Source organism: Rhodopirellula sp. MGV (assembly GCF_002251265.1).
Classification (GTDB): domain Bacteria; phylum Planctomycetota; class Planctomycetia; order Pirellulales; family Pirellulaceae; genus Stieleria; species Stieleria baltica_A.
In genome coordinates, this window is sequence record NZ_NPDI01000004.1 from 17,328 (window position 1) to 40,590 (window position 23,263).

General features: G+C 56.2%; 17 protein-coding genes and 1 pseudogene. 6 read left to right on the plus strand and 12 right to left on the minus strand.

The genetic code is table 11. The features are described from left to right. The first annotated feature begins 37 nt into the window (after positions 1-37). On the plus strand, positions 38-1,432 hold the full coding sequence (gene lpdA / locus CGZ80_RS02130) for a dihydrolipoyl dehydrogenase (protein ID WP_094411131.1): 1,395 nt from the start codon (positions 38-40) through the stop codon (positions 1,430-1,432). Between the two features lie 174 nt (positions 1,433-1,606). Here the strand turns inward: lpdA (CGZ80_RS02130) and CGZ80_RS02135 are convergent, their stop codons facing one another. The 10 genes from CGZ80_RS02135 to CGZ80_RS02180 form a co-directional block, all read right to left on the minus strand. Then, positions 1,607-1,813, minus strand: coding sequence for a hypothetical protein (locus CGZ80_RS02135; protein WP_094411132.1), 207 nt, complete (start codon positions 1,811-1,813; stop codon positions 1,607-1,609). A gap of 400 nt (positions 1,814-2,213) precedes the next feature. Beyond that, on the minus strand, positions 2,214-3,131 hold the full coding sequence (locus tag CGZ80_RS02140; RefSeq protein WP_094411133.1) for a hypothetical protein: 918 nt from the start codon (positions 3,129-3,131) through the stop codon (positions 2,214-2,216). Then, complete coding sequence (locus tag CGZ80_RS02145) at positions 3,056-3,889, minus strand: hypothetical protein (RefSeq protein WP_094411134.1); 834 nt, start codon at positions 3,887-3,889, stop codon at positions 3,056-3,058. The genes CGZ80_RS02140 and CGZ80_RS02145 overlap by 76 nt, the downstream gene beginning before the upstream one ends. 169 nt (positions 3,890-4,058) lie before the next feature. Beyond that, the gene (locus tag CGZ80_RS02150) at positions 4,059-5,213 is read right to left on the minus strand and encodes a tetratricopeptide repeat protein (protein ID WP_094411135.1); all 1,155 of its coding nucleotides are present in this window, start codon (positions 5,211-5,213) and stop codon (positions 4,059-4,061) included. Positions 5,214-5,382: 169 nt separating this feature from the next. Then, complete coding sequence (locus tag CGZ80_RS02155; protein WP_094411181.1) at positions 5,383-6,654, minus strand: M16 family metallopeptidase; 1,272 nt, start codon at positions 6,652-6,654, stop codon at positions 5,383-5,385. 50 nt (positions 6,655-6,704) lie between these two features. Beyond that, a complete protein-coding gene (locus tag CGZ80_RS02160; RefSeq protein ID WP_233148170.1) occupies positions 6,705-7,934 on the minus strand; it encodes a M16 family metallopeptidase in 1,230 nt (409 codons plus the stop codon). An 11-nt stretch (positions 7,935-7,945) separates the two neighbouring features. Continuing rightward, a complete protein-coding gene (gene miaB, locus CGZ80_RS02165) occupies positions 7,946-9,349 on the minus strand; it encodes a tRNA (N6-isopentenyl adenosine(37)-C2)-methylthiotransferase MiaB (RefSeq protein WP_094411136.1) in 1,404 nt (467 codons plus the stop codon). A 7-nt stretch (positions 9,350-9,356) separates the two neighbouring features. Further along, on the minus strand, positions 9,357-10,796 hold the full coding sequence (lpdA, locus tag CGZ80_RS02170) for a dihydrolipoyl dehydrogenase (protein WP_094411137.1): 1,440 nt from the start codon (positions 10,794-10,796) through the stop codon (positions 9,357-9,359). Positions 10,797-11,018: 222 nt separating this feature from the next. Next, entirely contained in the window at positions 11,019-11,627 is a 609-nt protein-coding gene (gene rpsD / locus CGZ80_RS02175; RefSeq protein ID WP_094411138.1) for a 30S ribosomal protein S4, read from the minus strand. Between the two features lie 389 nt (positions 11,628-12,016). After that, positions 12,017-13,096 (minus strand): 3-oxoacyl-ACP synthase III, encoded by a 1,080-nt coding sequence (locus CGZ80_RS02180; RefSeq protein ID WP_094411139.1) that lies wholly within the window; start codon positions 13,094-13,096, stop codon positions 12,017-12,019. Between the two features lie 762 nt (positions 13,097-13,858). Here CGZ80_RS02180 and CGZ80_RS02195 point away from each other — a divergent pair. The 4 genes from CGZ80_RS02195 (at position 13,859) to CGZ80_RS02210 (ending at position 18,317) form a co-directional block, all read left to right on the plus strand. Next, positions 13,859-14,845: a gamma-glutamyl-gamma-aminobutyrate hydrolase family protein gene (locus CGZ80_RS02195; RefSeq protein ID WP_233148171.1), complete on the plus strand. Its 987-nt coding sequence runs from the start codon at positions 13,859-13,861 to the stop codon at positions 14,843-14,845. Next, entirely contained in the window at positions 14,842-15,429 is a 588-nt protein-coding gene (locus CGZ80_RS02200; RefSeq protein WP_094411142.1) for a hypothetical protein, read from the plus strand. The genes CGZ80_RS02195 and CGZ80_RS02200 overlap by 4 nt, the downstream gene beginning before the upstream one ends. Before the next feature lie 312 nt (positions 15,430-15,741). Then, positions 15,742-16,848 carry a DUF1559 domain-containing protein gene (locus tag CGZ80_RS02205; protein WP_094411183.1) on the plus strand — a complete coding sequence of 369 codons (1,107 nt, stop codon included), beginning with the start codon at positions 15,742-15,744 and terminating at the stop codon, positions 16,846-16,848. Further along, complete coding sequence (locus tag CGZ80_RS02210) at positions 16,845-18,317, plus strand: PepSY-associated TM helix domain-containing protein (protein ID WP_094411143.1); 1,473 nt, start codon at positions 16,845-16,847, stop codon at positions 18,315-18,317. Before CGZ80_RS02205 ends, CGZ80_RS02210 begins: the two co-directional genes overlap by 4 nt. On the opposite strand, the gene CGZ80_RS02215 is transcribed toward CGZ80_RS02210, so the two are convergent. Beyond that, a complete protein-coding gene (locus tag CGZ80_RS02215; RefSeq protein WP_094411144.1) occupies positions 18,306-19,487 on the minus strand; it encodes a PEP-CTERM sorting domain-containing protein in 1,182 nt (393 codons plus the stop codon). The genes CGZ80_RS02210 and CGZ80_RS02215 overlap by 12 nt on opposite strands. Positions 19,488-19,681: 194 nt before the next feature. Then, positions 19,682-22,512, minus strand: a pseudogene (gene leuS, locus CGZ80_RS02220) (leucine--tRNA ligase). A 114-nt stretch (positions 22,513-22,626) separates the two neighbouring features. On the opposite strand from leuS, the gene CGZ80_RS02225 reads away from it, so the two are divergent. Continuing rightward, positions 22,627-23,256: a thymidine kinase gene (locus CGZ80_RS02225; protein WP_094411145.1), complete on the plus strand. Its 630-nt coding sequence runs from the start codon at positions 22,627-22,629 to the stop codon at positions 23,254-23,256. Positions 23,257-23,263: the final 7 nt, after the last annotated feature.

The following is a 23,263-nucleotide window of genomic DNA, read 5'->3' on the forward strand; positions in this document are numbered from 1 at the left end:
GCACGCACCAACACACACAAGAATCGGCAAAACTAAGATGAAAACGGTCCGACATGAACTGGTTGTCCTTGGAGGCGGTCCCGCAGGTTATGTGGCAGCCATCCGCGCCGCTCAGCTGGGATTTGACGTCGCCTGCATCGACGAGAACGACCGTTTCGGCGGGACCTGTTTGCGTGTCGGTTGTATCCCCAGCAAAGCGTTGCTTGAATCCAGCCACTTGTACGACGAAGCGAAAAATCACTTCGCCGACCACGGTTTAGAAGTCAGCGGCTTGGAGTTGGATTTGCAAGCGATGATGCAGCGCAAAGCCAAAATCGTCGACACGCTGACCGGCGGCATCGGCATGCTGTTTAAATCCAATAAGGTCAAACCCTACAACGGTCGCGGAAAACTGCGTGACATGAACTCGGTCATCGTCAGTGGCAAAGACGGCGATGTTGTTATCGAAGCCGACCGTATTTTAATCGCCGTCGGCAGTGTCCCGGCTGGACTGCGTGGCGTCGAAGAAGACGGCGACCGGATTGGTAACAGCACCACCGCGCTGAGCTTTCCCGATGTCCCCGAACGCTTGGTCGTTATCGGTGGCGGCTACATCGGGATGGAACTGGGCAGTGTCTGGAATCGCCTGGGCAGCGAAACGATCGTCCTGGAAGCCGCCGATCGAATCTTCCCCGGAATCGATGCCGACATGGCCAAACTGGCCGATCGCCAGTTCAAGAAACAAGGCATCAAGATCCATACCAAAACCTTTGTCAAATCAGCGACCGTCAAAGGCGACAAGTGCATCGTCGAAATCCAAGACGGTGAGCCGATTGAATGCGATCGCGTGTTGTTGGCAACCGGGCGTCGTCCCGCGACTGACCAGATCGGACTCGAGTCCGTCGGCCTGGAAACGGATCGCTACGGCTTCTTGGCAGTCAACGAGAACTTTGAAACCTCAGCCGAGAACATCTATGCAACCGGTGACTGCATCGGCGGCGCGATGCTGGCCCACAAGGCGATGGAAGAAGCAATCGTCTGCATCGAACGGATGGCCGGCATGCACACACATGTGAACTACGATGTGATCCCCGCGATCGTTTATACCCACCCGGAAATCGCCAGCGTCGGTCGCTCCGAAGACCAACTCAAGGAAGCCGGAGTGGACTACAAAAAAGGCATCGGGTTCTTTGGCGCCAACGGACGTGCACAAACCCTGGGAGAAGCAGATGGACGTGTCAAGATTTTGGCCGATGCCAAAACTGATCGCGTCTTGGGTGTCCACATCATTGGTGCCCGCGCCGGTGACCTGATCGCCGAAGCCGCCGCGGCCATGGAATACGGTGCCAGCAGCGAAGATATCGCACGTACCTGCCATGCTCACCCAACGCTTGCCGAAGCCGTTCACGAAGCCGCGTTGGCGGTCGACAAACGTTCGATCCACAGTGCGTAGCGATTGCCGTACGTCTGCGTGATGAAATGACATCGCTCAACAACAAAAAACGCGGGACAGCCCAAACGGGTCGTTCCGCGTTCTTCTTTTCAAACGAAGTTTGTCAACTCAATCAATCAAGACTGACCTAATCGATCAAGACTGAGTGTCAATTCAAATCACCTGCACCAAGTGTTAGGTCTTGTCCGAAGACACCACCACATAGTCAACTTGCTGCGGCTGCGAAGTTTGGACGCTGTGGTGTGTCCACAATCCACGTCCTGGATGCTCGCGACGCTCAGCAGTGCTGCGGATGTGTCCTGCATAGACAACGGAACTGACGCTGCTGAATGCCGTCATGACTGCGACGGCGACCAATGCATGTCGAATGATACGTGACATCTAAACTACCTCTCGTTTGACCGGAAAGATCATTTTGTCGCTAGTAACGATGGTCCTAGAACCGGTCGATTCGGGCCGGACTGAATCCGCCTTTGGCTCAGTCCGCGATGATCTTGAGAGAGCTCCAACGCACCTCCTGTGCCAGATTGCTGCGCCCGCCATCACATTAGTGCGTTGATGCGAGATTTTTCACGCCGCAAGCAAGCAACGCATGTCGCAATCGCTTCAACCGCAGCAAAGCGACGGACGTTTGGCCGCGCGCTGTCTACTCACCGCCAAAATTTCCCGGCTTTCGCTCGGAATAATCGCTGCGGACGCCTGCCGGAGTTTGCAGATGGCTGAACCACGCGACTAAAACTTGATCGCCCCGGGCAATCTTTGCAGCTTGACTTGATCAGAATTACAGCGGGAACTCTTCCGGTGCTTCGTACAAGGGCAAGTAGCGATAATAGACTTCCAAAATCAACGCGCACATCGCCGTTGTATATAGTCGGCCACCGACATCGCCCCATTTGTCTTTGAAGTGCCAACTGCCCGCTTCATGACCGCTGGTCGCTTGCGTTCGCACCAAATGGTTTCTCACTTGGGTATTCCAGAGCTCCCAATCGCGGTGACGCACGTGGTGCAACGCCATCGTCGCGTAGTAATCGTGATAGACGTTTGTCAGCATTGGACCACGCTCGACTAGGCGGTCGAATTCCTGGTCAAAGAAACTGTGACCGGGCTGTTGGCCGAGATACAGCAGCAATGTCAATCCGATCGCTGTCGTCGTCCGCTCCGGTTTAGGGCTGTTGTAGCCGAACTCGTATCTAGGCTCGTCACGAACACTCATCACAAAACGTTTCGCACGTGCGAAAAGATCACTTCGCGTTTCGATTCCCGCCTTCTTTGCCGTGCTCAGCGAAAGCACCTGCCACCCCGTAATCGTGATGTCCCCCGGCCGCCCCGGCGTGTAACCCCATGACCCGTTGGGATGTTGAGCGAAGGTTGTGAAGTTCGCACCTTCGCTGACATGATGATACAGGTCGCTATCGAACTGGTCGTTGATCTTCATCATCGCCATCGCTTCGGACATCGCCAATAACGCGATCCCATGGCCATACATGCTTCCGCCCTGTTGCCAGTCGAAGCCGTATTGCGTTTCTAGCGCAACCGAACGGAGGTAGTAAATCCCTTTGCGAACTTCATCTTGATAGGGTCCTGCATCGGACGTATATCCGGCCCCGAGAAAAGCCAGCAATGCTAGTCCCGTTGCCGCCGTCTTGGGTGTCGGTGTCGATTCGTTTTCCGGCTTGCCATGCCGACAACGACGTTGCACGGGGCAAGGTCCAGATTGAATGACCAAGACCCATCGGACTGTTGATGTGCGGCCAACCAACGAAGAGCGTTTTCCACAGCGGCTTCGCTCTCTGAAGTGGCTCCGTATTTGTCGCCATACTTGATTCGGCCTTCGGGAGTGCGTGCCGAGAGCCCACCGCCTCCCATCAAGCTGATCATTTGACTGACCTGAGGACCGCCGCCAGCGTTCAGCAATTCTGAATCACTGATATCAAGCGGGCTCTTGGGAATCAGGGAATCCGTTTGAATGGACGCCATGTCGGTATCAACTTGCATCACGTTGACTTCGACCTGAGTATCAAGTGCTTGGTCGTTGTCTTCGGCCAGATCGGGCGACAGATTCAACGACTCGATCGCGACATCGGTGCTGCTGGTTGACTGCGCACCGTCGATCGCGATTCCCGTGTCGTTGCCGCCTAGCTGGAACGTCAAGACGGCCAGCAGAATCAACACCGCTAAGTGAATGATCAAGCTGACCAACCATGATGACAATCGTACTGAACCGATCCGCGTCTTCCAATCATGCGGCGTCTGTTCATCGGATTGATCAGAGAATTCGGTTTGAACCTCCAATGCCGATTCAGCGATTTGCTCGTCTGGTGGCTCGGAAGGTAGCGGCGGAGGCACCGAGGGTGAGTCTTCCGCGGCAGAAGGCTGGCTCGGGACCTGCTTGAACCGCGATGACGAATCGTCACGCCATCGATGGGTCGAATCGGTTGCAGCGGGTTTGCGGGTCACAGGAGGGCGAGCATGCTTGAAAACAGTTTGCCGGTGACGGTAGCCATCGTCTACGACAGTATAGCTCGCTACTAAATCGGCCCCAGACTCTGAACTCTTCCGAATCGCTTTCGGTTTGGATTTGGACGGCCGCCTCCCCCCTTCGTTAGCGATACGAGCGAACCGGGATTTAGTCCCTCTCTCGCCTGCCCCATTTCGGCAACAAACGTCGCCACCACGGCGGTTGCCGGTCTGGTCGCGACGTCGATTCGGGTGCACGACTCGATGTCGGGTCGCGTCGTTCGAGTTCGGCGATTGATTTAGGTCGGGGTGAATCGCCTTCGCAGATCTCACGAATTCGTCCATGGATGAACGAATTGGTTTTATCATTTGGACCGATCGACAATGCGTGCTCGATCGTCTTTTGCGACGACTCCAACCGTTCGTCCAACAAGTACGCCACGGCTAGGTTGCCGAGCAATTCGACGTCGTTCGGTTTGATTGCTACGGCACGTTCGCCAATTTCGCAGGCGTCACTCGTTCGCTGCATTTCCAACAGTACGCCGGCCCATTCTTTCAAAATCACCGTTTGCGGTTCGTCGGCGACATCGTCAGCATGTTGATACGCCTGAACCGAACGCGGTAAACGCTGCACCGCGTGCCAGGCCTTTCCCAACAGAAACCAGATTCGCCAAGAATCGTCGTGACGGCTAAGAAGATGCTGTAGCGTACCGATCGCGGTGCGGACTTTTGATTGCTGATCCGGCTTCAGTGGCGGGCCACCGGGCATCCGCATGTTCGCTAACACAACGTTTGCGGCCCGCTGATACATTTCCTCGGGCGTTTCGTTGATCCGGGCACTGTAAAGCAGCTCGCCAGTTTCTTTATCACAGTACACATCGACCTTGTCTTCGCGACGAACAAATTTCAGACGCTCGCGAACTTCATCCGCCGACATGTGTTGCAGCGTAGGGCCTTCTTCGGGATCCCAACTCTCCGGCGCGACGACGACGTTGGATTGGTTGCCCGCCAAACTGGCGATCAAGTTTCCTTTGTACTCCATCAACTGCAACCATTCGCAATCAGGTGTTACGGATTGTTGATAAGCATCAACCAGCACCACCTCCGGATCAGGTGCGCTGCCACGAAGGCCCATCAACACAAGCTTCTCAAAGAAGATCTCCGCGTCACGCGGTGACATGAAACTCGCCTGAGAAAGTTCGCCGTCGCCAAATGACATTGCGTTTGGCGCGATCGTGTGGAAGTCTGCCGCCCCGCCTTCTAAACAGCGATCCAACGCATCATTGCGAATCACCACGGCGGTGCCTTCCACCAACACCGGCATCACAACCCCCAGATTTCAGACTTCGAAGGACACGAATCGTCGAAGCAGCCCATTGATCACCAACCAATCACCGCTATCACCAGGGCAGCGGCGACCTTGCTGCCGACGCCAATCATAACGCCTCTAGTTGCCCGCCACAAACCGACAGAGGGGTGACTACTGGCGCCAACTAGTTCGATGCCGCCGATGTATCTTCAGCATCACTGGCGGCCGACGCGATGATTTCCATTGCCGGGGCGGACAAGAATTCCTTTGCAACACGAGAGATCGCGTTTTCGTCCACTGCCTTGATTCGGTCCAAAGTCGCGTCCAACGACATGTATTCGTCGTGCATCAGCGTACGACTGCCAATGCTGAACAGTCGATTGCTGGGCCGCTCGCTTTGCATGATGTAGCCAGCGGTGGTTTTGTTGATCGCTTGACGCAACTCTGCTTCACCGACGCCGTCTTCGAGCAATTTGGTAACGATGTCCTGAATGAACTTCTTATTGCTCTGCAGATCTTCTGGCGCACAAACAAGGTACGTAAACCACGAACCGCAGTCGCTGAACTCCTGTGGCCAACAAGTCGCGATTTCGGCGCGGCCGGTGTCGATCAAATCCCAAAACATCCGACTGCCGCCTTCGTCACCCAGCACCGATGCCAAAAGACGAGCCGCGTAGCGATCCGGCGACGCGGAAGAAGGCCCGTCACCGATCATGATCGCATAGGCTTGCGACGCATCAGGGGTCGCCAAGCGTGTGTCTAGCTGAATGCCTTCGGGCAGCGTATTCAAATCGTCATCTGGCACGTCGCTGACTGGCAAGCGCGATGCCCAGTCACCAGTACGTTGCTCGATTTCACTGACCAATGAATCAAAGTCAACGTTTCCTGAAGCGGCGACGACGATGTTTTCAGGACGATAACGCTGCAAGAAATAGTCTCGCATCCGCGCCGCCGTCATCGCTTCGATGGACTCGGGCGTTCCCAAGACACGGCGTCCCAATCCGCGAGGCGAAAAGAAAACTTCCATCGCGCGTTCGAAGCCACCGAACGGAGGCTGATCTTCGTACTTCGCGATCTCTTCCAAAATGACCTGACGCTCGGTTTCGAATTCACCCTCGTCCAGCACCGGCGACATCATGTCGGTCAGCAAGTCGACGATGCGGTCTTGAAACTTCGGCAACACCGTCGCGTAGTAAACCGTTTGCTCCTCGGACGTGTAGGCGTTCGATTGGCCGCCGAGTTCATCCAGTTCGCGGTTGACGTCTTCGGCGCTACGCCGCTTGGTGCCCTTGAACATCATGTGTTCAAGAAAATGGCTGAGCCCCGATTGCGGGTCACGTTCGTTGCGAGCGCCGGCGCGAACGAAATAGCCCAACGACATCGAGTAGCTGCGGGGATCGGTTTCGGCAACGATCCGCAGACCGCTCTTCAGTGTCGCTTTCTTGAATTCGGGCATGAAATTGTCGGGGTAGGTTTTGAAGCGCAACGTGGGGTTCGGGGAATCGCCTACTTCACCGTCAAAGGTTCGACACCCAAGGTGACGATCCGATAATCCGCTGGCTGATGCTGTTTCCAGTAATCACGCACGTCGTCGAGCGTCAATGATTCGATCATGGCGCTGAGCTCTTCTGTCGGCATCGCTCGGCCGATCTGAATAAAGTCACTCGCCAAGGAACTGGCCCGTGAAGCACTCGATTCTTGCTCCATGATCAACGCACTCTCGATGCGGACCTTCCAGCGATCGAGCTCTTGTTGTTCCAAGTCGTCAGCCAAGTTTTGAATCTCACCCAGCGTGACGTCGAGTGTTTCCTGTGCACGCTGTGGCGTCGTCCCGGCATAGCCAAATACGCCGCCGGCGTTCCGCAGCGAATGACAACTGGCCGAAACGGTGTAGCACAAGCCACGCTTTTCGCGGACGCGATCGAACAAGCGGCTGCTCATGCCATCGCTTAAGATCCCAATCCCGGCGCGCATCCGAAAGTAATCTTTGTGACCGTACCAGATGTTCGGGAACGAAAACCCAATGTGCGTTTGGCTGCTGTCGGCTTGCAGGTGCTCATAGCCGGGGTTCCCATCAGGAACCGGCATGGGACACGGCTCGCCGCTTTTCCAATCACCGAATGCTTCTTCGGCGATCGCGAAGATCTCGTCGGGGCGAATGTCACCCGCCACCGTCAAAATCGACTCGGTGGCGTTGTAATGAGATTGATAGAACTCTTGGACCTGCTTCATCGTCAGCGAAGACAACGACTCGTTTGTTCCCTGGCTGCCGCGTCCGAGCCGTTTCCCGTAATGCATCTCGCGAAGCCGACGCATGACTCGCTGTGCGGGCTCGTCTTCGATCGCACGCAACTCGTGAAGCATCATCATCAACGCGTCGTCTAGCTGGTCACTAGGCAGGTGCGGACGACGGACGATATCGGCGTAAAGCAAGATCGCATCGCGGATCGATTCACGAGGCATCGCACCGCCGAATGACACGGTCGCGGTGGCAACGCCGCTATTTCTGTCCATCCCCAAGTTATCTTGGATCGCGACCAGGTCACGGCTGTTGTGATGTCCGGCACCACGCTGGACCATCTCGCAAACCAGCGATGACAAACCGGACTGATCCATCGGTTCGTCTTGCACGCCGGCGCGAAGTGACAACGTAAACGCGGCGGTTCGCAACCAGGGCATTGGCTGGGCGAGCACCGTCATGCCGGATGGCAACTGATGCTGATGAATGTCGGTCACAGATATATCTCTTACAGTCCGATCGTGACGACGTCGACAGTTTTGACCCGCCCGATCAGTGTGTGGCTGCTAACGTCATCGACATGGACATCCAAGAGCTGTCCGGCTTGTCGAAGGTTTCCGTCGAACACAACGATCCGATCGCAATGGGTGCGTCCGGTCATTTGGACAACGGCGGCATTGGGGTCGGTGGCCTTTTTGCTGGGACCTTCGACCAAGACCTGGACGTCTTTGCCGACCAGTTTAGCGTTTTCTTCTTTCGCAATTCGATTCTGCACATCCAGCAAACGGTGATTGCGTTCCGCTTTGACTTCACGCGGCACGTCGTCTTCGAAACGCTCCGATGCTTTCGTCCCCGGACGGACGCTGTACTGGAAGATGAAGCTGTTCTTGAACCGGCAGCGTTCCACCAGTGCGACGGACTTTTCAAAGTCTTCGTCGGTCTCACCGCAGAAGCCAACGATGAAGTCACTGCTGACTGCGGCTTCGGGAAGGATGCGTTCGATTCGCTCGAACATCTCCATGTAATCGGCGATCGTGTAGCCACGTTTCATCCGCTTGAGCACTTCGTCACTGCCGCTTTGCGCGGGGACGTGCAAGTACGGCGAAACCTTTGGCAGGTCGCGGACCGTGACCAGCAACCGCTCGGTCATGTCCTTGGGATAGTTCGTGACGAACTTGATGCGATCGATGCCGTCGACTTCGTGCAGCAGTTCCAACAGCGACGACATGTCAGTCGTTTCGCCATCGGCGATGTGTTTGTAGCTATTAACCGTCTGCCCAAGCAGCGTGATTTCGCGGCAACCTTGCTCGGCCAACACGCGAGCTTCAGAAAGGATTTGCTGTGGCGCACGTCCTTGTTCAGGGCCACGTGTATTCGGCACCACGCAGTAGGTGCAGAACTTGTCGCAGCCGATTTGAATCCGCAGGTAAGCCTGGAACGGGGTCGGCCGCATGCCTGGATCACGGAGCGGGTCGAACGTTTCGTGCGACCGTGCGACAACAGCTTGCTTGTCATCTTTGCGTGACAACGACACGGCCATCTGGCGGCCTTCGCCGTTGCGGACTTTGTCTAGCAATCCTGGAATCGTGTGCAGCTGCCCTGGACCGACGACCAGATCCACATAAGGCGCACGCTTGAAGATCAACTCTTGATCTTTCTGTGCCATGCACCCCATCACGCCAATCGTTTTCTCTGGATGCTTGTCCTTCGACAAACGAATCTTGCCGAGTGCGCTGTAGACCTTTTCCTCGGCATGCTCACGCACACTGCAGGTGTTGTACAAGACGCAATCGGCTTCCTCCGGACTGTCAACGACGGTGTAACCGTGACGCTTCAAATCGGCGATCACCATTTCGCTGTCCAGAACGTTCATCTGGCAGCCGACGGTCTTGATGTAAACACGCTGAGTCATCGCTGTCTCAAGCAACAGGGGCGGATTTTTTCTTCGGCTTGTAAATTTCGGTGGCCGTTCCGAAGTGCACTTCACCGGCGTTCATCAGCGTTTCGCTGAGCGTCGGGTGCGGGTGCACACTCTCGGTCACGTCATGAACTTCACAGCCCATTTCGATTGCCAAAACCGCTTCGGCAATCAGTTCACCGGCGCCCGATCCCACGATCCCGCAACCGAGAACTCGGCCGGTTTCCGGTTCGACCAACCATTTGGTCAGGCCTTCGGTGATGCCCAACGCTTGGGCGCGGCCGCTGGCGGCCCAGGGGTACGATTCGACTTCGTACGCGACGCCGTCACGCTTCGCTTCCGTTTCGGTCAAACCGGCCCAAGCGATTTCGGGATCGGTAAAGACAACCGCGGGAATCGCCTTCTTATCAAAGACAGCTGACTTTCCAGCGATGACCTCGGCCGCGACACGACCTTCATGGGTCGCTTTGTGAGCGAGCATCGGATCACCGGCAACATCGCCGATCGCAAGGATGTGCGGGTCAGCAGTGCGTTGCTGTGAATCGACTTCGACGAAACCACGTTGCGTGACCACGACCGAAGTGTTTTCCAACCCCAGGTCGCGAGTGACGGGGCGACGGCCGATGCTGACCAAGACGCGGTCGAAACGCTCGTGCCCGAAGTGACCGGGACCTTCAAAGGTGACTTCGACTTTGTCGTCGACCTCGGCCATTGATCCGACCTTGGTGTTCGTCAACACGCGGCCTTCGCAGATTTTGTCGATGCGTTTGGCAAGCGGGCGAACGAGATCACGATCGGCGCCGGGCAGCAAGCCTTCGGCCAATTCAACGACGGTGACTTTGCTGCCCAACTGGGCGTAGACGCTGCCCATTTCAAGCCCGATGTATCCGCCACCGACGACCAGCATCGTTTCGGGGATATCGGCCAGTGCCAAGGCACCGGTGCTGTCCATCACACGATCGCTGACCTGGAACACAGGCGGCATCGCGGGAACGCTGCCTGTTGCCAGAATGCAATGATCAAAGGTGATTTGGCCGCCTTCTGGAATCGATTCGTGATCGCCTTCGAGTGACAACGTGGTCGAATTAACGAAGCGGCCACGGGCCTGAATGACGGTGACTTTGCGGCGTTTGGCCAAGTTCGCCAAACCGCCGGTCAGGTTTGTGATCACCTGATCTTTTTGTGCGCGAACCTTGTCGACATCGATGGACGGTTCACCAGGATAGCTGACGCCCCACTTTTCCTTCAGCTCGTCGACTTCTTGAATCACCTTCGCGACATGCAACAGTGCCTTGCTGGGGATGCAACCACGCAACAGGCAAGTCCCGCCCAACCTTGGTTCGGCTTCCACAATGGTGACATCCAATCCTTCGTCGGCCGCCAGAAAGGCTGCGGCATATCCTCCGGGGCCACCGCCCAAGACAACAACAGGGCTATGCATGGTTAATCAATCGTTTATCGCGAGGTTCAGAATCAGGTTGCGTCTCGGCGGACACGACGTCGGTACAGAATGATACCGACCTACGCTTTCCACAACATACAGGCTGGCGGTGGAGTAAACTCAACCGCCAGTACTGTCATAGAGCTGGAAAGTAGCCCGAAATCGTATTATCGCACCTACCGCGTGCCACCACCGGCGGCACGCCGATGCGGTCGACGCAAATTAGCGCGACAAGAATTCGACGACGCTGTTCGCGTCAACTGGCAAGCTGATGTCGCTTGGGCCAGGCAGACCGAGGATGGTCGCTTTCAGGTTTTCGCTGTCGAAGGTCACCCAATCCAATGCATCGGGCGCTGCGTTGGCGATCACGCCACGGTACAGGTTACGGAGATTTTCGCGTCCGCGGACTTCGACGATGTCACCAGGTCGCAAGATGTAGCTGGGCTTGTCAACTTTGACGCCGTTGACCAAGAAGTGGCCGTGGGCAACGCCTTGACGAGCTTGTGGACGGGTCTTGGTGAAACCGACGCGGCGAACCACGTTGTCCAAACGACGCTCGCACATCATCAACAACAATTCACCGGTGTTACCGGATTTACGACCAACTGCGTCGAAGTAACGGCGCAATTGGCGTTCGCCCAAACCGTAATAGTGTTTGATCTTTTGCTTTTCTTGCAGGGCCGCACCGTAGTTACTTGGGCGGCGTCCACGGACGTGCATCCCAGGAGGTGTGTTGCGGCGATCGAGCGCGCGAGCTGCACCGGCGGTTTCGTAAATCAGGGTGCCAAGACGGCGGTTAACGCGTGCTTTTGGTCCGGTATAACGTGCCATAACTCGTTTTTCTCCAATGCCGCTGTCAGCGGCTGGTCTGGGATGCCTTCGGTGGGTCGATGATCAATCGAATTCCGTCGGCGGCGTGATCCGGCTGCCACTGATCAACGGCACCACTTTCGGGTGGCCGGCATCGGCAGGGTGAACGCCAGACAACACATCTGACATCGGTCACGCACAAAATCTCGGTTTGGGGCCACGAAGTGTCGCTGTTGACGCCCCGGATTTCAAGGCCAACGGGGCATTTTGCAGTCTTCAGTACAAAGACAACGCTTCGCGGGCCCGAAGATACGACCGATCATCGACACCGTGGCCGTCCGGCGACACAAATTGCCGGCAATTTCCCCGCTGGAGTCTAGCCTTTAGGCGATTCTCGTTTCCCCCCGAAATCAAATCTCGTCGATATCCCCGGCAACCGGTGTCTGCCCCCAAGTCGTCGTAAGCATCACGCTGTTGATCCCAGATCCGATTCCCAGCATCGCGACTTGATCGCCAGCGTTCAGCTCGCCCCGAGAAGCGGCCGCGGCAACGGTCAACGGCAATGCGACTGAACCGGTATTTCCGAGTTTGGGAAACGAGACGCTGTCGGATTCCTGTGGCAATCCCATCGCTTCCAGCATTGCGGCGCGGTGGCGGATACCGACTTGGTGGCACACGCTGCGCGTCACATCGGATCGTGACCAACCGCTTTCGGCGAGCAGCTTTTCAAAACCTGCCACGCCGGTCGCGATCCCTTCGGCCATCAGCTTTTCACTGTCGGTCTCCATCAGTGGCTGCATCCCGGCCCCCGCCGAGTCACTGTCGCTGACGCACAGGTCGTGATACTGCGTGCGAGCTTCGGCAATTCCACATTGCAACTTGGTCGCGTCGGGTGCCAATCGCTCATGGGTCAACAACCAGGCGCAGCTTCCCGAACCGATCGTCAACGAAGCAAAGGCGCCTTTGACTGATTTGCGAGTCAATGATTTGTCAGCGTTCAGTGCAGCGATTGTCGATTCCAACAGCATGCGACTGTTTTCGGTTCCGACGACGATGCCAGCTTCGATCGCACCGGACTGGATCATCATCGCGATTTGGATCGCACCGTTAATCAGCCCCAAGCAGGCATTGGACACATCGTACACCCAGCAATCCGCCGACAGCCCGGTGCCGTGATGAACCTTCGAGGCCGTCGCGGGCTCTAAGAAATCGCGACAGACGCTGGCATGGATCAGACAACCGATTTGATCCGCGTTCAGCCCTGCGGCTTCGATGGCCCGTTTGCCGCTTTCGATACTTGGGCCACTGGGACTGGTTCCCTCCGGCCAAACGCGACGCTCGGCAATGCCGCTCATCAATTCCAAACGTCCTTCGGGAAGACGCAGGCGTTCATAGAGTGGGGCTAAACGCGATTCGATGTCGTCACTGGTCCAGATTTCGGTGGGTAGGACGGTGCCGATCGACGCCAATCGAACTTGGTCAAATTTCACTTCGCAGCCTAAATAACGTCAAAGAATCGTTGGACGGGTTCGAATCCCTTGGATCAAACCGTCATCATCGGGCACGGCCGAGAAACTGCAAAGGGGCGGACAGGTCACCGACCACCACCCAGTTGGATCGCCCCGCAACACCAGCTGACGAAACACGCCGAACAGGGTGCAGCATTGACTGTGCAGGTGCGAAAAGCTTACGCATTCACGCGTCGTGAAACACGCTTTTGCTAGCACAAAACGCCAATGCTATCACTGCCTGTAGTGCTAGCAGACGCGATTCTCCACAAGATATGGAGAGTATTTGTTTTTGGCGTTTTGACAGGCTAGTTTTCCCACCGCTCGGGGAGGCACTTGAGTGTGCATGTGCCTCTAACCGGAAGCGAACCGTAAGTGCGGTCCTAGACTTCAGGGATGATCAAAGTGGGAATCCATGACGGAACGGTGTTGTCGTCATCGGCATCGCGGCCATCGTATTTGGCCCCAATGCGCTTGGCCACGTCGCCACGGAGCCTGCGATCGACATTGCGTCAATATCTGCCATTTGCAGGGCTGCACTTTAAGGAAATTTCTTCTTGGCTCGCTACCGCGTTTCTCTACGACTTTTCTAATCGAACAAAAACGTCGATCGACTTGCTCGCCAGGTACGGCGCTCAAGTCTCCCCCCACCCGTTCATGTTCGAGGGACCAAGCGCGTTTCATCAGATGCAACACGTTGTTGTGTCTTAGATTGCAATTTCGACTTCAATGAGGAAATGTCGGATGTCTAGCGATAACATGACTCGCAAGCCGATCATCGGAATTAACTGCGACTACAAGGCGGCCGATCGCAACAAACCTGGCTTCGCGTACCTCGCAGCAGGTTACTTTCAGTCGATTGATTCAGCAGGGGGCATTCCGGTTGTCGTTCCGCCAATGGACGACGCTGATTCGATCGCACGAGTCCTCGACTTCGTCGATGGATTCATGATGATCGGTGGCGGAGACCTAGACCCACGTAACGACGGATTCATGCTTCACAGCAGTGTCCGGCCGATGGACCCCGTCCGCGAAACCAGCGACCGCCTCTTGATGGCGGAGATCGCCGAGCGACGTATCCCGTTGTTGGCAATCGGTGCTGGCATGCAACTGATGAATGTGCAGCAGGGTGGAAACCTGTTCTTGCACATCAAAGAAGACCTTCCCGAAGCCGTTCCTCACCTCGACCCACACGACCCCAACCACCGCCACACCCTGGAAGTGGTCAGCGATTCGCTGGTCGGACGTGTTTTTGGTGACGGTGAAATCCGTGTCAGCAGCCGCCATCACATGGCAATCGATGAAGTTGCTCCCGGATTCCGCGTCACCGCTCGCTGCCCCGATGGCGTGATCGAAGCCATCGAAAGCGAAATGATGGACTGGTTCGCCATCGGCACCCAGTTCCACCCCGAATGCGCCGCCGCTTCGGCACTCGACGTCCGTATCTTCGAAGATTCATCGAAGGCATCGTCGCTGGCAAAGCCGAAGAAGCAGACAGCCTGCGATTGGTCGCGTAAGACATCCGCACCAAGTCGAAACATAGCGAGTCCACTCGCTTGCAATCATCCAAAAACGGCCGGGCCTGCCACCAACAGACCCGGCCGTTTTTCGTTGGCCGGTGTGGCAAACCGGCACAATCACGCGGTCACCATTGCTCAACCAAACGGTTCCAGCCATAATCGCCGCCGTGAGGAACGAGCGGCATTCACCTCTAGCGATTGTCCGCTTTGAGTTATCTGATTCGAATTCTGGTCCGAGACGGTCGAACACGGCAGAGCCTGCTATGGCTGCTTCTGCTTTCGATCGTCATTGCGCTGACCGGGTTCATCTCTCAACCGCCGCTCTCGAACACCTCCAACCAAACGGCGGAACGGTTCCCCTGTGAATCCTGTGCTTGCGGTTGCCCCTCGGCAGAACACTGCTGGGATCGCTGCTGCTGCCACACCGATCAGGAAAAACTGCAGTGGGCTCGCGAAAATGGTGTCACGCCGCCTCAGTTCCTTGTCGATCGCGTTGCCAACGCCTGTGACACGGCCCCGGCGAAAACAAGCTGCTGCCACTGCTCGCACCGCGACCGAAACAACGCGGTCTCGAAGACAACCAAACCGACCGTTGCCACAGGATCTAAAACACTGATCTTTTGGAAAGCGGCCGAGTGCCGTGGCCTGACCTACATCTGGTCGTTGCTTGCTGCCGCCTACGTCTCACCCATGCATCGCGTCATCCTTACCGAACCGCTGTTGATCGACCGCCTCGGTTCATTTGACGAAACCGCGATCTCGATGCGAACGCCTCCCGAACCGCCGGTTCCTTAGGCCTCTTATCCGCGCAGACCTGACTGCGTTTCATTGATCTATCCGCCCCGATTGCCAGCGTGATTGAAACGCCCGGCTCTCGGTCCGCATGCGTTCGCGCACTCGACACCGCTTCCACCGTCGAAGAACGGCGACAGCTCGTTCCTCACAACAACGTGTTTCTCGTCTCTTTGGCGGGGAAGCGACCTCGACCGTCCCACCGACGCCTGCCCACACAACAAACAATTCGGCTCCGAAAACGATTCGAAAGCTGGCGGGCTAGCGGTGCGCGCACACGCCGAACACTCCACAACCAAACCCATCATCTTTCCCGTGAATCAACAAACACACGCCTACCACCGTTCCGCATTTACACTCGTCGAGTTGCTGGTCGTGATCGCGATCATCGGCATCCTTGTCGGCCTACTGCTTCCCGCCGTCCAAGCCGCTCGCGAAGCGGCGCGTCGGATGAGCTGCGGAAACAATTTTCGACAAATCGGACTCGCACTGCACAACTACGAATCGGCATACAAGATGTTGCCGCCTGCAGGGCGACGCGACGAAGACTTCTCTGTCCAAGCTCGGATCCTGCCATTCATCGAACAATCGGGTTTGGATGCACAGCTTCACTTCGACGTCCCGGCATTCACAGGTGGCTGGTCTGGCAAGTCACCTCATCCGAGCAACGCGGAAGCATTTTCAAAAGTCATCCCGACTTACCTCTGCCCCAGTGATCCCGCGCAGTCACAAACAATCGTCTCCGTCGGCGGGGAAAACTTCACCTATGGCGGCGTAAATTACATGGCCAGCTTCGGCAGCAACCGCGACCAGAATTACGACTTCCGCTGGAAAACCGATGGGCTGTTCTTTGAGCCCTATGGCGTTCGATTCAATCATGTCTTAGACGGTCTTTCGAATACCGCGATGATGAGCGAAACGGTCCGCAGCGAAGGCCCCGATCAAACGATGGAAGCGGGCGAACTTCCTCGACGACCTTACACGTTGACGCTAAACGGGTCCTCCGGAGTTGGCACGTCGCTGGGCTCCAAGCCAGGCATGGAAGCGACTGGCGGACCATGGACCGCGTACGTGAATTCGGCGGGAATGATCGCCAACCCAGACGTCAACGCTTTCTGGAACACCTTCACCAATTGGCGAGGCGGTTCAAGTCCCGCGATCCGAGGACGAGGGATGAGCTGGGCGTTTACCGGAGCCATCAATTCGCTCACCAATGGCTACTTGCCACCAAACAGCCACACTCCCGACATCGTCACTCACTGGACGGGATACTTTGCACCGCGCAGCTATCACAGCGGAGGCGCGCATCTGTTGTTTGCTGATGGCTCAATTCATTTTTTGAGCGACAGCACCGATACCGAAATGCACCGCAACCTGCACAGTGCGAACGGACGCGAAGTGATCGAGGGATTGAACCTATGATCGCTTCGAATACGACAAACGCCCCGGCCGAACAACCAGCGATGCCTGATCGAAAACGTTGGCCGAACTATGGCACGATTTGGCGTTGGCACTTTTATGCAGGACTGTTCTGCATTCCATTCGTGATGATCCTGTCAGTGACAGGAACGATCTTTTTGTTTCGGCCTCAGATCGAAGCCTGGGAAGAACGCGAATTCGATCGACTGCCCGGCGGTCAACAAGCGATAGCCTATGCCGATCAGGTACGGAGTGCCCAAACACAAACGGGCGGCTGGCTTGCCGCATTGGAAGTGGCCAGTGAACCGGCGACACCGTCAGGTTCAGTGTCAGCAACACGTGTGGTTGTCGAATCGAAAGGTAAACGGCTGCGCTCGTACGTCGAACCGGCAAGCGGCGAAGTCTTACGCGTGATCGATGATTCCGAGCGTTTCATCCGCTGGATCCGAAGCATTCATGGCGAACTGCTGCTGGGCAAACGAGGCTCGTACTTGGTGGAGCTTGCCGCCAGTTGGACCATCGTGATGGTGGTCACGGGCATCGCATTGTGGATGCCCAAAGGTGCTCGAATCGCTGGCGTGTTCTATCCACGATTGAGCCGCCAAGGCAAAGTGTTTTGGAAAGATCTGCACAGCGTGATTGGATTCTGGAGCTCGGGTTTGATCGTTTTCCTGATTGCGACCGGGCTCCCTTGGTCGACCTTCTGGGGCGACTACTTCAAATCCGCACGTCGCTGGACTGGTACAGCGGTTGCAAAACAAAGTTGGGAGGGCGGCCACGAAGGTCACGAAATCCATCAACACAGCCCCAATTCTCCGGAAAAGCCAGAGGCCAAGCCACAACGCAAACCGGCATGGAGAAAGTCTGCGGTCGATCCATCAACCTATGACTTACAACAAATCGACGTGGTCGCTGATTACGCCAAGACCCTAAATTGGTTGCCGCCGATAGAAATCAATCCGCCAGAGGACGGCAGTGCGATCTGGACGATCCAGTCAACGACGGCGAATCGACCATTTCGCCAATCGCTTCAGTACGACGCGATTGAAAACCGGGTGGTCGAGCACGAAACCTTTGCCGACAAGCACTGGGTTGATCAAGTCGTCGGCCAGGGAATCGCCTTGCACGAAGGCCAACGCTTGATCCACCTGCCGTACGGATGGATCAATCAAGCACTGGCTTTGTTTGCCACCAGTGCCCTGGTGATCCTAAGCGTCAGTGGCGTCAAACTTTGGTGGCGAAGACGCTCGCCATCGAACCGGCGTGTTGACAGACTGGGCTTATCGCCGCCTGCCAAACGTCAGCAGGTGTCCATCCCAACCGTCTCTGCGAAGCGATCGGCACTCGTGCTGCTGTTCGCGATCGGACTCGGTATCTACCTGCCGCTGTTCGGCGTTTCATTGATCATCGTTTTGATCTTGGACCAAATCGCGGCCAAATTCATGAAGCCCAAACTTGGTTTACCGAGCTGAACGGCGGGAACGTCGTCGAAGCAACACACCGCCGCTCACCATGCCGATCGCTGCAATGCACGAAGGCTCGGGCACGGCGGTGATGTTGATTCGCAATCTGCCAAAAGCCTTGGGGCCGCCAAACGGAAGCTCATCAGTTTGTTGCTGATAGGCGCCCTGCCAAAACGATACGTCGATTCTTTCTAAATCGTCCTGGCTGTCGTAAGCAATGTCGTGAATGGTAAATCCGAAAATTGCTTCACTTAGCCCTGACCCCTTTGCGGAAAAATCAAGACTTGCGCCATTCGACAAAAACGTGCGTGTGCCCTCAAATGAATCGCCGGCCTGCAACAATTCGCCGTCATCCGAATTGAGCGAGAGCAGATAGAAATCTCCCGGTGAACTGTCCTCAAAGATCTGCACATCGATCGAATGATCATTTCGCACATAGGTGTTGAACGTTGCGATGTCGTCGCCCACCACCTCTGTCTCGCCATTGGTCACAAATTCTCCCGAGTGGCCGCGATACACCAAGCCAGTCGAACCGGAAAAAACCGGCAAAGCATCGAAAGGATCGTCGTAGTATTCCGTCACTTCAAAAACGGGTGCGTCCGAAGCAAATATCGTTGAAGTGCCTTGTGGATAGGCCGCACTGATTGATGCTCCCACATAGCCGCTACCACGATAAATCGCTTCGCGTACTTCATTCGTAACATCCATCGAAATGCTCAACCCCGATTCCGTGTTCGATTCGTAGCTGTGGCTTGGATAGAGACGATTAGGGTCGCGGATTGACGGGTTGCTCAAATCATTGGTATCGACGACACCGTCCGCTTCGTAAAACAATACGTTCAATCCACGTGTCCCCGGCGGATCTTGTGCCACACCAGTCACGTTCGCGCGAAACTCTGCTGCAAAGATTCCGTCAGCATTCAAGCCATCAAGCGAATATTCCGACAACGCCGCTCCGACTCGATTCTCACTGTCGCCAGCGAAAGTCGCCCGTGAAAAGATGTTTGCGTCGGTCGTGAAAACGGGTATCAGAGGATCCTGATCAAGATCCAAATCAACACCTTTGAAATCAGTCCGCTCAAGAGTGACCGACTGTGCCATTGCAATCGAAGAAGTGGCACAGAGCCACGCCATCACTGAGATCAAGCCCCAACGCACCTGCTGATACAACGTCGCCATAACCGCCTCTACTAGATTCGTGCACCACTTAATCAACCTGTGGCGATGATAGTCGAAGACGTTTGGGCTCTGGCTAGAGCACCGATCAGATTGGCGTTCCTTCGCAACGCTTTCTCATCGGTCGATCCAAGTCGGGTCGAATACATCTTCAGCGTGACGTTGTCACGCCGAAGATATTCGTGGTGGCGTCAGTGCTACTTCACCACAAAGTTGACCAAGCGTCCGGGGACGGCGATCTTTTTGACGATCGTCTTGTCACCCAAAAATGATTGGACACGTTCATCGGCCAATGCGATTTCCATCATCTGATCTGGCTTGGCGTCCGGCGCGATCTGAATCTTGGTTTTCACTTTGCCGTTGAATTGCACCGGCACTTCAATCGACTTCTGAACCAATGCGGCTTCGTCCCACGCTGGCCACGATTGCTTGGCGATCGATTCCTTTTCGCCAAGGATGCTCCAAAGCTCTTCGCAAAGGTGCGGCGCGTACGGCGAAAGCAAAATCAGGAACGTCTTCATCGCTTCGGTGGGACGTGATTCGCTACGGGTGAAGAAGTTCGTGAACTCCATCATGCGAGCGATCGCGGTGTTGAAGCTCATCTCGTCGGTGTCTTGCGTGACCTTTTTGATCGTCGCGTGCAGCATCCGAGCTTGTTCTTCGTCGCAGGCTGATCGGTCAAAGCCGGCTGCATCACCAAGTCATCTTCGTTGTCATCAACCACCATTCGCCAGACACGATCCAAGAAGCTGCGAACGCCACCGACACCGTCCATCGACCATGGCTTGGTCGCTTCGAGCGGCCCCATGAACATCTCGTACAAACGCAACGCGTCGGCGCCGTATTCTTTCACGACGACGTCAGGGTTCACGACGTTGCCACGGCTCTTGGACATTTTGTGTGCGCGGCTTTCGACACGGACTTTCGGATCGGCGACCAAGACAAATGACTCGCCCTTCTTTTGCACCGCGTCCTCGGGAACCGGGCGGCTGGTGACCGCACGACCGTCTTTGCTTTGGCGTCCGCCTTCGGCCGATTTACGAACGTCCTTTGCGGAAACCACGTTGTCGTCTTCGTCGTAGTACGCGGAGTACTCGACCTCGCCCAAGATCATCCCTTGGTTGACAAGTTTGCCAAAAGGCTCAGGCGTTGACACGTGGCCGCGGTCGAACAACACCTTGTGCCAGAATCGCGAATACAGCAGGTGCAACACCGCGTGTTCGGCACCACCGACGTACAAGTCGACTGGCATCCATTTCGATTCCAATTCGGGATCGACCAAGGCAGTTTCATTTTTCGGATCGATGTATCGCAGGTAATACCAGCACGACCCTGCCCACTGCGGCATGGTGTTGGTTTCACGACGATACTTGACGCCATCGATCGTCACGTACAACCAATCGTCGTCCGCCTTGGCCAATGGTGGCTCGGGACGGCCGTGCGGCTTGAAGTCTTCTAGCTCTGGCAAACGCACCGGCAGTTCGCTCGGATCGACACCTCGCATCCGACCGGTTGGATTGCCATCGCTGTCCAGTTCGTGCAACACCGGGAACGGCTCGCCCCAGAATCGCTGGCGGCTGAACAACCAATCGCGAAGCTTGTAATTGACGGCGCCTTTGCCGATGCCTTGTTCGGACAACGATGACGTGATCGCGGCTTTGACGTCGTTGGTTTCTTGCCCATCAAAAGGCCCGCTGTTGATCGCGTTGCCGACGGCTTCGAAGCAGGCCTTGCCGGCCAAGATTTCGTCACGGTTTTCCAAGTCCGCCGGTGGATCCACAACTGCGATCACGGGCAAATCATAGGTCACCGCGAATTGAAAGTCGCGTCCGTCGTGTGCGGGTACCGCCATGATCGCGCCCGTTCCGTAGCCCGCCAAGACATAGTCGGCGACCCAAACCGGGATCGGCTTGCCGTTGACCGGATTGATCGCATGAGCTCCTGTGAAGACGCCCGTTTTTTCTCGGTCGCCTTCGGTGCGTTCGCGATCGGATTTGAACGAGGCTTTTTCGCAATACTCGCGGACGGCCGCCGATTGCGCGTCGCTGGTCAACTGATCCAACATCGGATGTTCGGGCGACACGACCATGTAGGTCGCGCCGTAGAGCGTGTCGGGACGCGTCGTATAAACACGCAACGCGCTGGCACCGGGTGCTGCCGGAAAACCGCTCGCCGCTCGTTCGCTTTTCCATGCATCGTACTGGTCGCTTTCGCCAACATAGAAATCGACTTCCGCACCGGTGCTACGGCCGATCCAGTCCGATTGCAATTTTTTGATTCCGACCGGCCACTCAAGTTCGTCGAGACCTTCCAACAGTCGCTCGGCGTAATCGGTGATTCGCAACATCCACTGGCGCAGCGGAATACGTTTGACGGGGTGGCCGCCGACTTCGCTCTTGCCATCGACAACTTCTTCGTTTGCCAACACCGTGCCAAGGTTCGGGCACCAGTTGACCAGCGCGTCATCCAGGTACGCCAAACGATGTGAATCGACAAAGCTGGCGATCGCCAATTCGCCTTCCGCTTTGATGGCGTCGGGAATCGGCAATTCGCTGATCGGGCGCCCCTTTTGCTGGTCGTGATCGAACCAAGTATCGAACAGCACCAAAAAGATAAACTGCGTCCAGCGAAAGTAGTCTTCGTCGGTCGTCGCCAACACGCGATCCCAGTCGTAGCTGAATCCCAGCATTTTTAACTGGCGTGTGAAGTTGTCGATGTTCCGCTGTGTCTGAATCCGAGGGTGCTCGCCGGTGCGGATTGCGTGCTCTTCGGCTGGCAGACCGAACGCATCAAACCCCATCGGGTGAAGGACGCCTTCTCCCCGCATACGGGCAAATCGCGACACGATATCCGTCGCGGTGTAGCCCTCGGGGTGCCCGACGTGCAAACCGTCGCCGCTTGGATACGGGAACATGTCCAGGACGTAGCGTTTATTCGCACCAGGGTTCTCTGGCGTAGCGAAAGTCTTGTTTTCGTCCCAGTAGGCTTGCCAACGGGGTTCGATTTCGGAGGGGTTGTAGCGTGGCATATCAAAGTGACGTTAAATGTGGCGATAGGTCGATTGGCGGCCTATTCGCGATGTTCGGTTGGGTCCGGCGGCGACGATTCTAGGAAAAACGTGAAGACGCAATAAGCCGACAGCATGGCGAAACTGTACTTTTACTATTCAACGATGAACGCGGGGAAGTCGACGATCCTGCTGCAATGCAGCTACAACTACCAGGAACGAGGCATGCAAACCCTGATCCTGCTGCCGGAAATCGACACTCGCGACAAACCAGGCATGGTCACCAGTCGGATCGGATTGGCCGCCAAAGCGATCACCTTCACCACCGCCGACAACCTACTTTCGCTCGTCAAATCCCGTCATGAACAGTCGAATTTGGACTGTATCTTGGTCGACGAAGCCCAGTTTTTGACCAAATTACAAGTCCGTCAACTGAGCGATGTTTGTGACCGATTGAACATTCCCGTGATGGCGTACGGATTGAGGACCGATTTCCAGGGGAATTTGTTCACCGGCAGTGAAGTCCTGCTCGCCTGGGCTGACACGCTTTCTGAAATCAAGACGATCTGCCACTGCGGACGTAAAGCGACGATGGTGCTGCGTGTGGACGACCAAGGTCGCCCGATCAAAGAAGGTCAGCAGATCCAAATCGGCGGCAACGAACGCTATGTCTCCGTTTGCCGCCTGCATTTCAAAGAAGGCATGTGCGAACGCACCCCAGACGAACTCCCTTTCCTCGACGACATCGATTTGCCCCCTCGCTAGCACGAGC

Excerpts from the sequence above, each read along its gene's own strand:
- lpdA (WP_094411131.1), top strand. The coding sequence starts at position 38 with ATGAAAACGGTCCGACATGAACTGGTTGTCCTTGGAGGCGGTCCCGCA.
- CGZ80_RS02135 (WP_094411132.1), bottom strand. The coding sequence starts at position 1,813 with ATGTCACGTATCATTCGACATGCATTGGTCGCCGTCGCAGTCATGACG.
- CGZ80_RS02150 (WP_094411135.1), bottom strand. The coding sequence starts at position 5,213 with ATGCCGGTGTTGGTGGAAGGCACCGCCGTGGTGATTCGCAATGATGCG.
- CGZ80_RS02155 (WP_094411181.1), bottom strand. The coding sequence starts at position 6,654 with ATGCCCGAATTCAAGAAAGCGACACTGAAGAGCGGTCTGCGGATCGTT.
- miaB (WP_094411136.1), bottom strand. The coding sequence starts at position 9,349 with ATGACTCAGCGTGTTTACATCAAGACCGTCGGCTGCCAGATGAACGTT.
- lpdA (WP_094411137.1), bottom strand. The coding sequence starts at position 10,796 with ATGCATAGCCCTGTTGTTGTCTTGGGCGGTGGCCCCGGAGGATATGCC.
- rpsD (WP_094411138.1), bottom strand. The coding sequence starts at position 11,627 with ATGGCACGTTATACCGGACCAAAAGCACGCGTTAACCGCCGTCTTGGC.
- CGZ80_RS02195 (WP_233148171.1), top strand. The coding sequence starts at position 13,859 with ATGTCTAGCGATAACATGACTCGCAAGCCGATCATCGGAATTAACTGC.
- CGZ80_RS02210 (WP_094411143.1), top strand. The coding sequence starts at position 16,845 with ATGATCGCTTCGAATACGACAAACGCCCCGGCCGAACAACCAGCGATG.
- CGZ80_RS02215 (WP_094411144.1), bottom strand. The coding sequence starts at position 19,487 with ATGGCGACGTTGTATCAGCAGGTGCGTTGGGGCTTGATCTCAGTGATG.
- CGZ80_RS02225 (WP_094411145.1), top strand. The coding sequence starts at position 22,627 with ATGGCGAAACTGTACTTTTACTATTCAACGATGAACGCGGGGAAGTCG.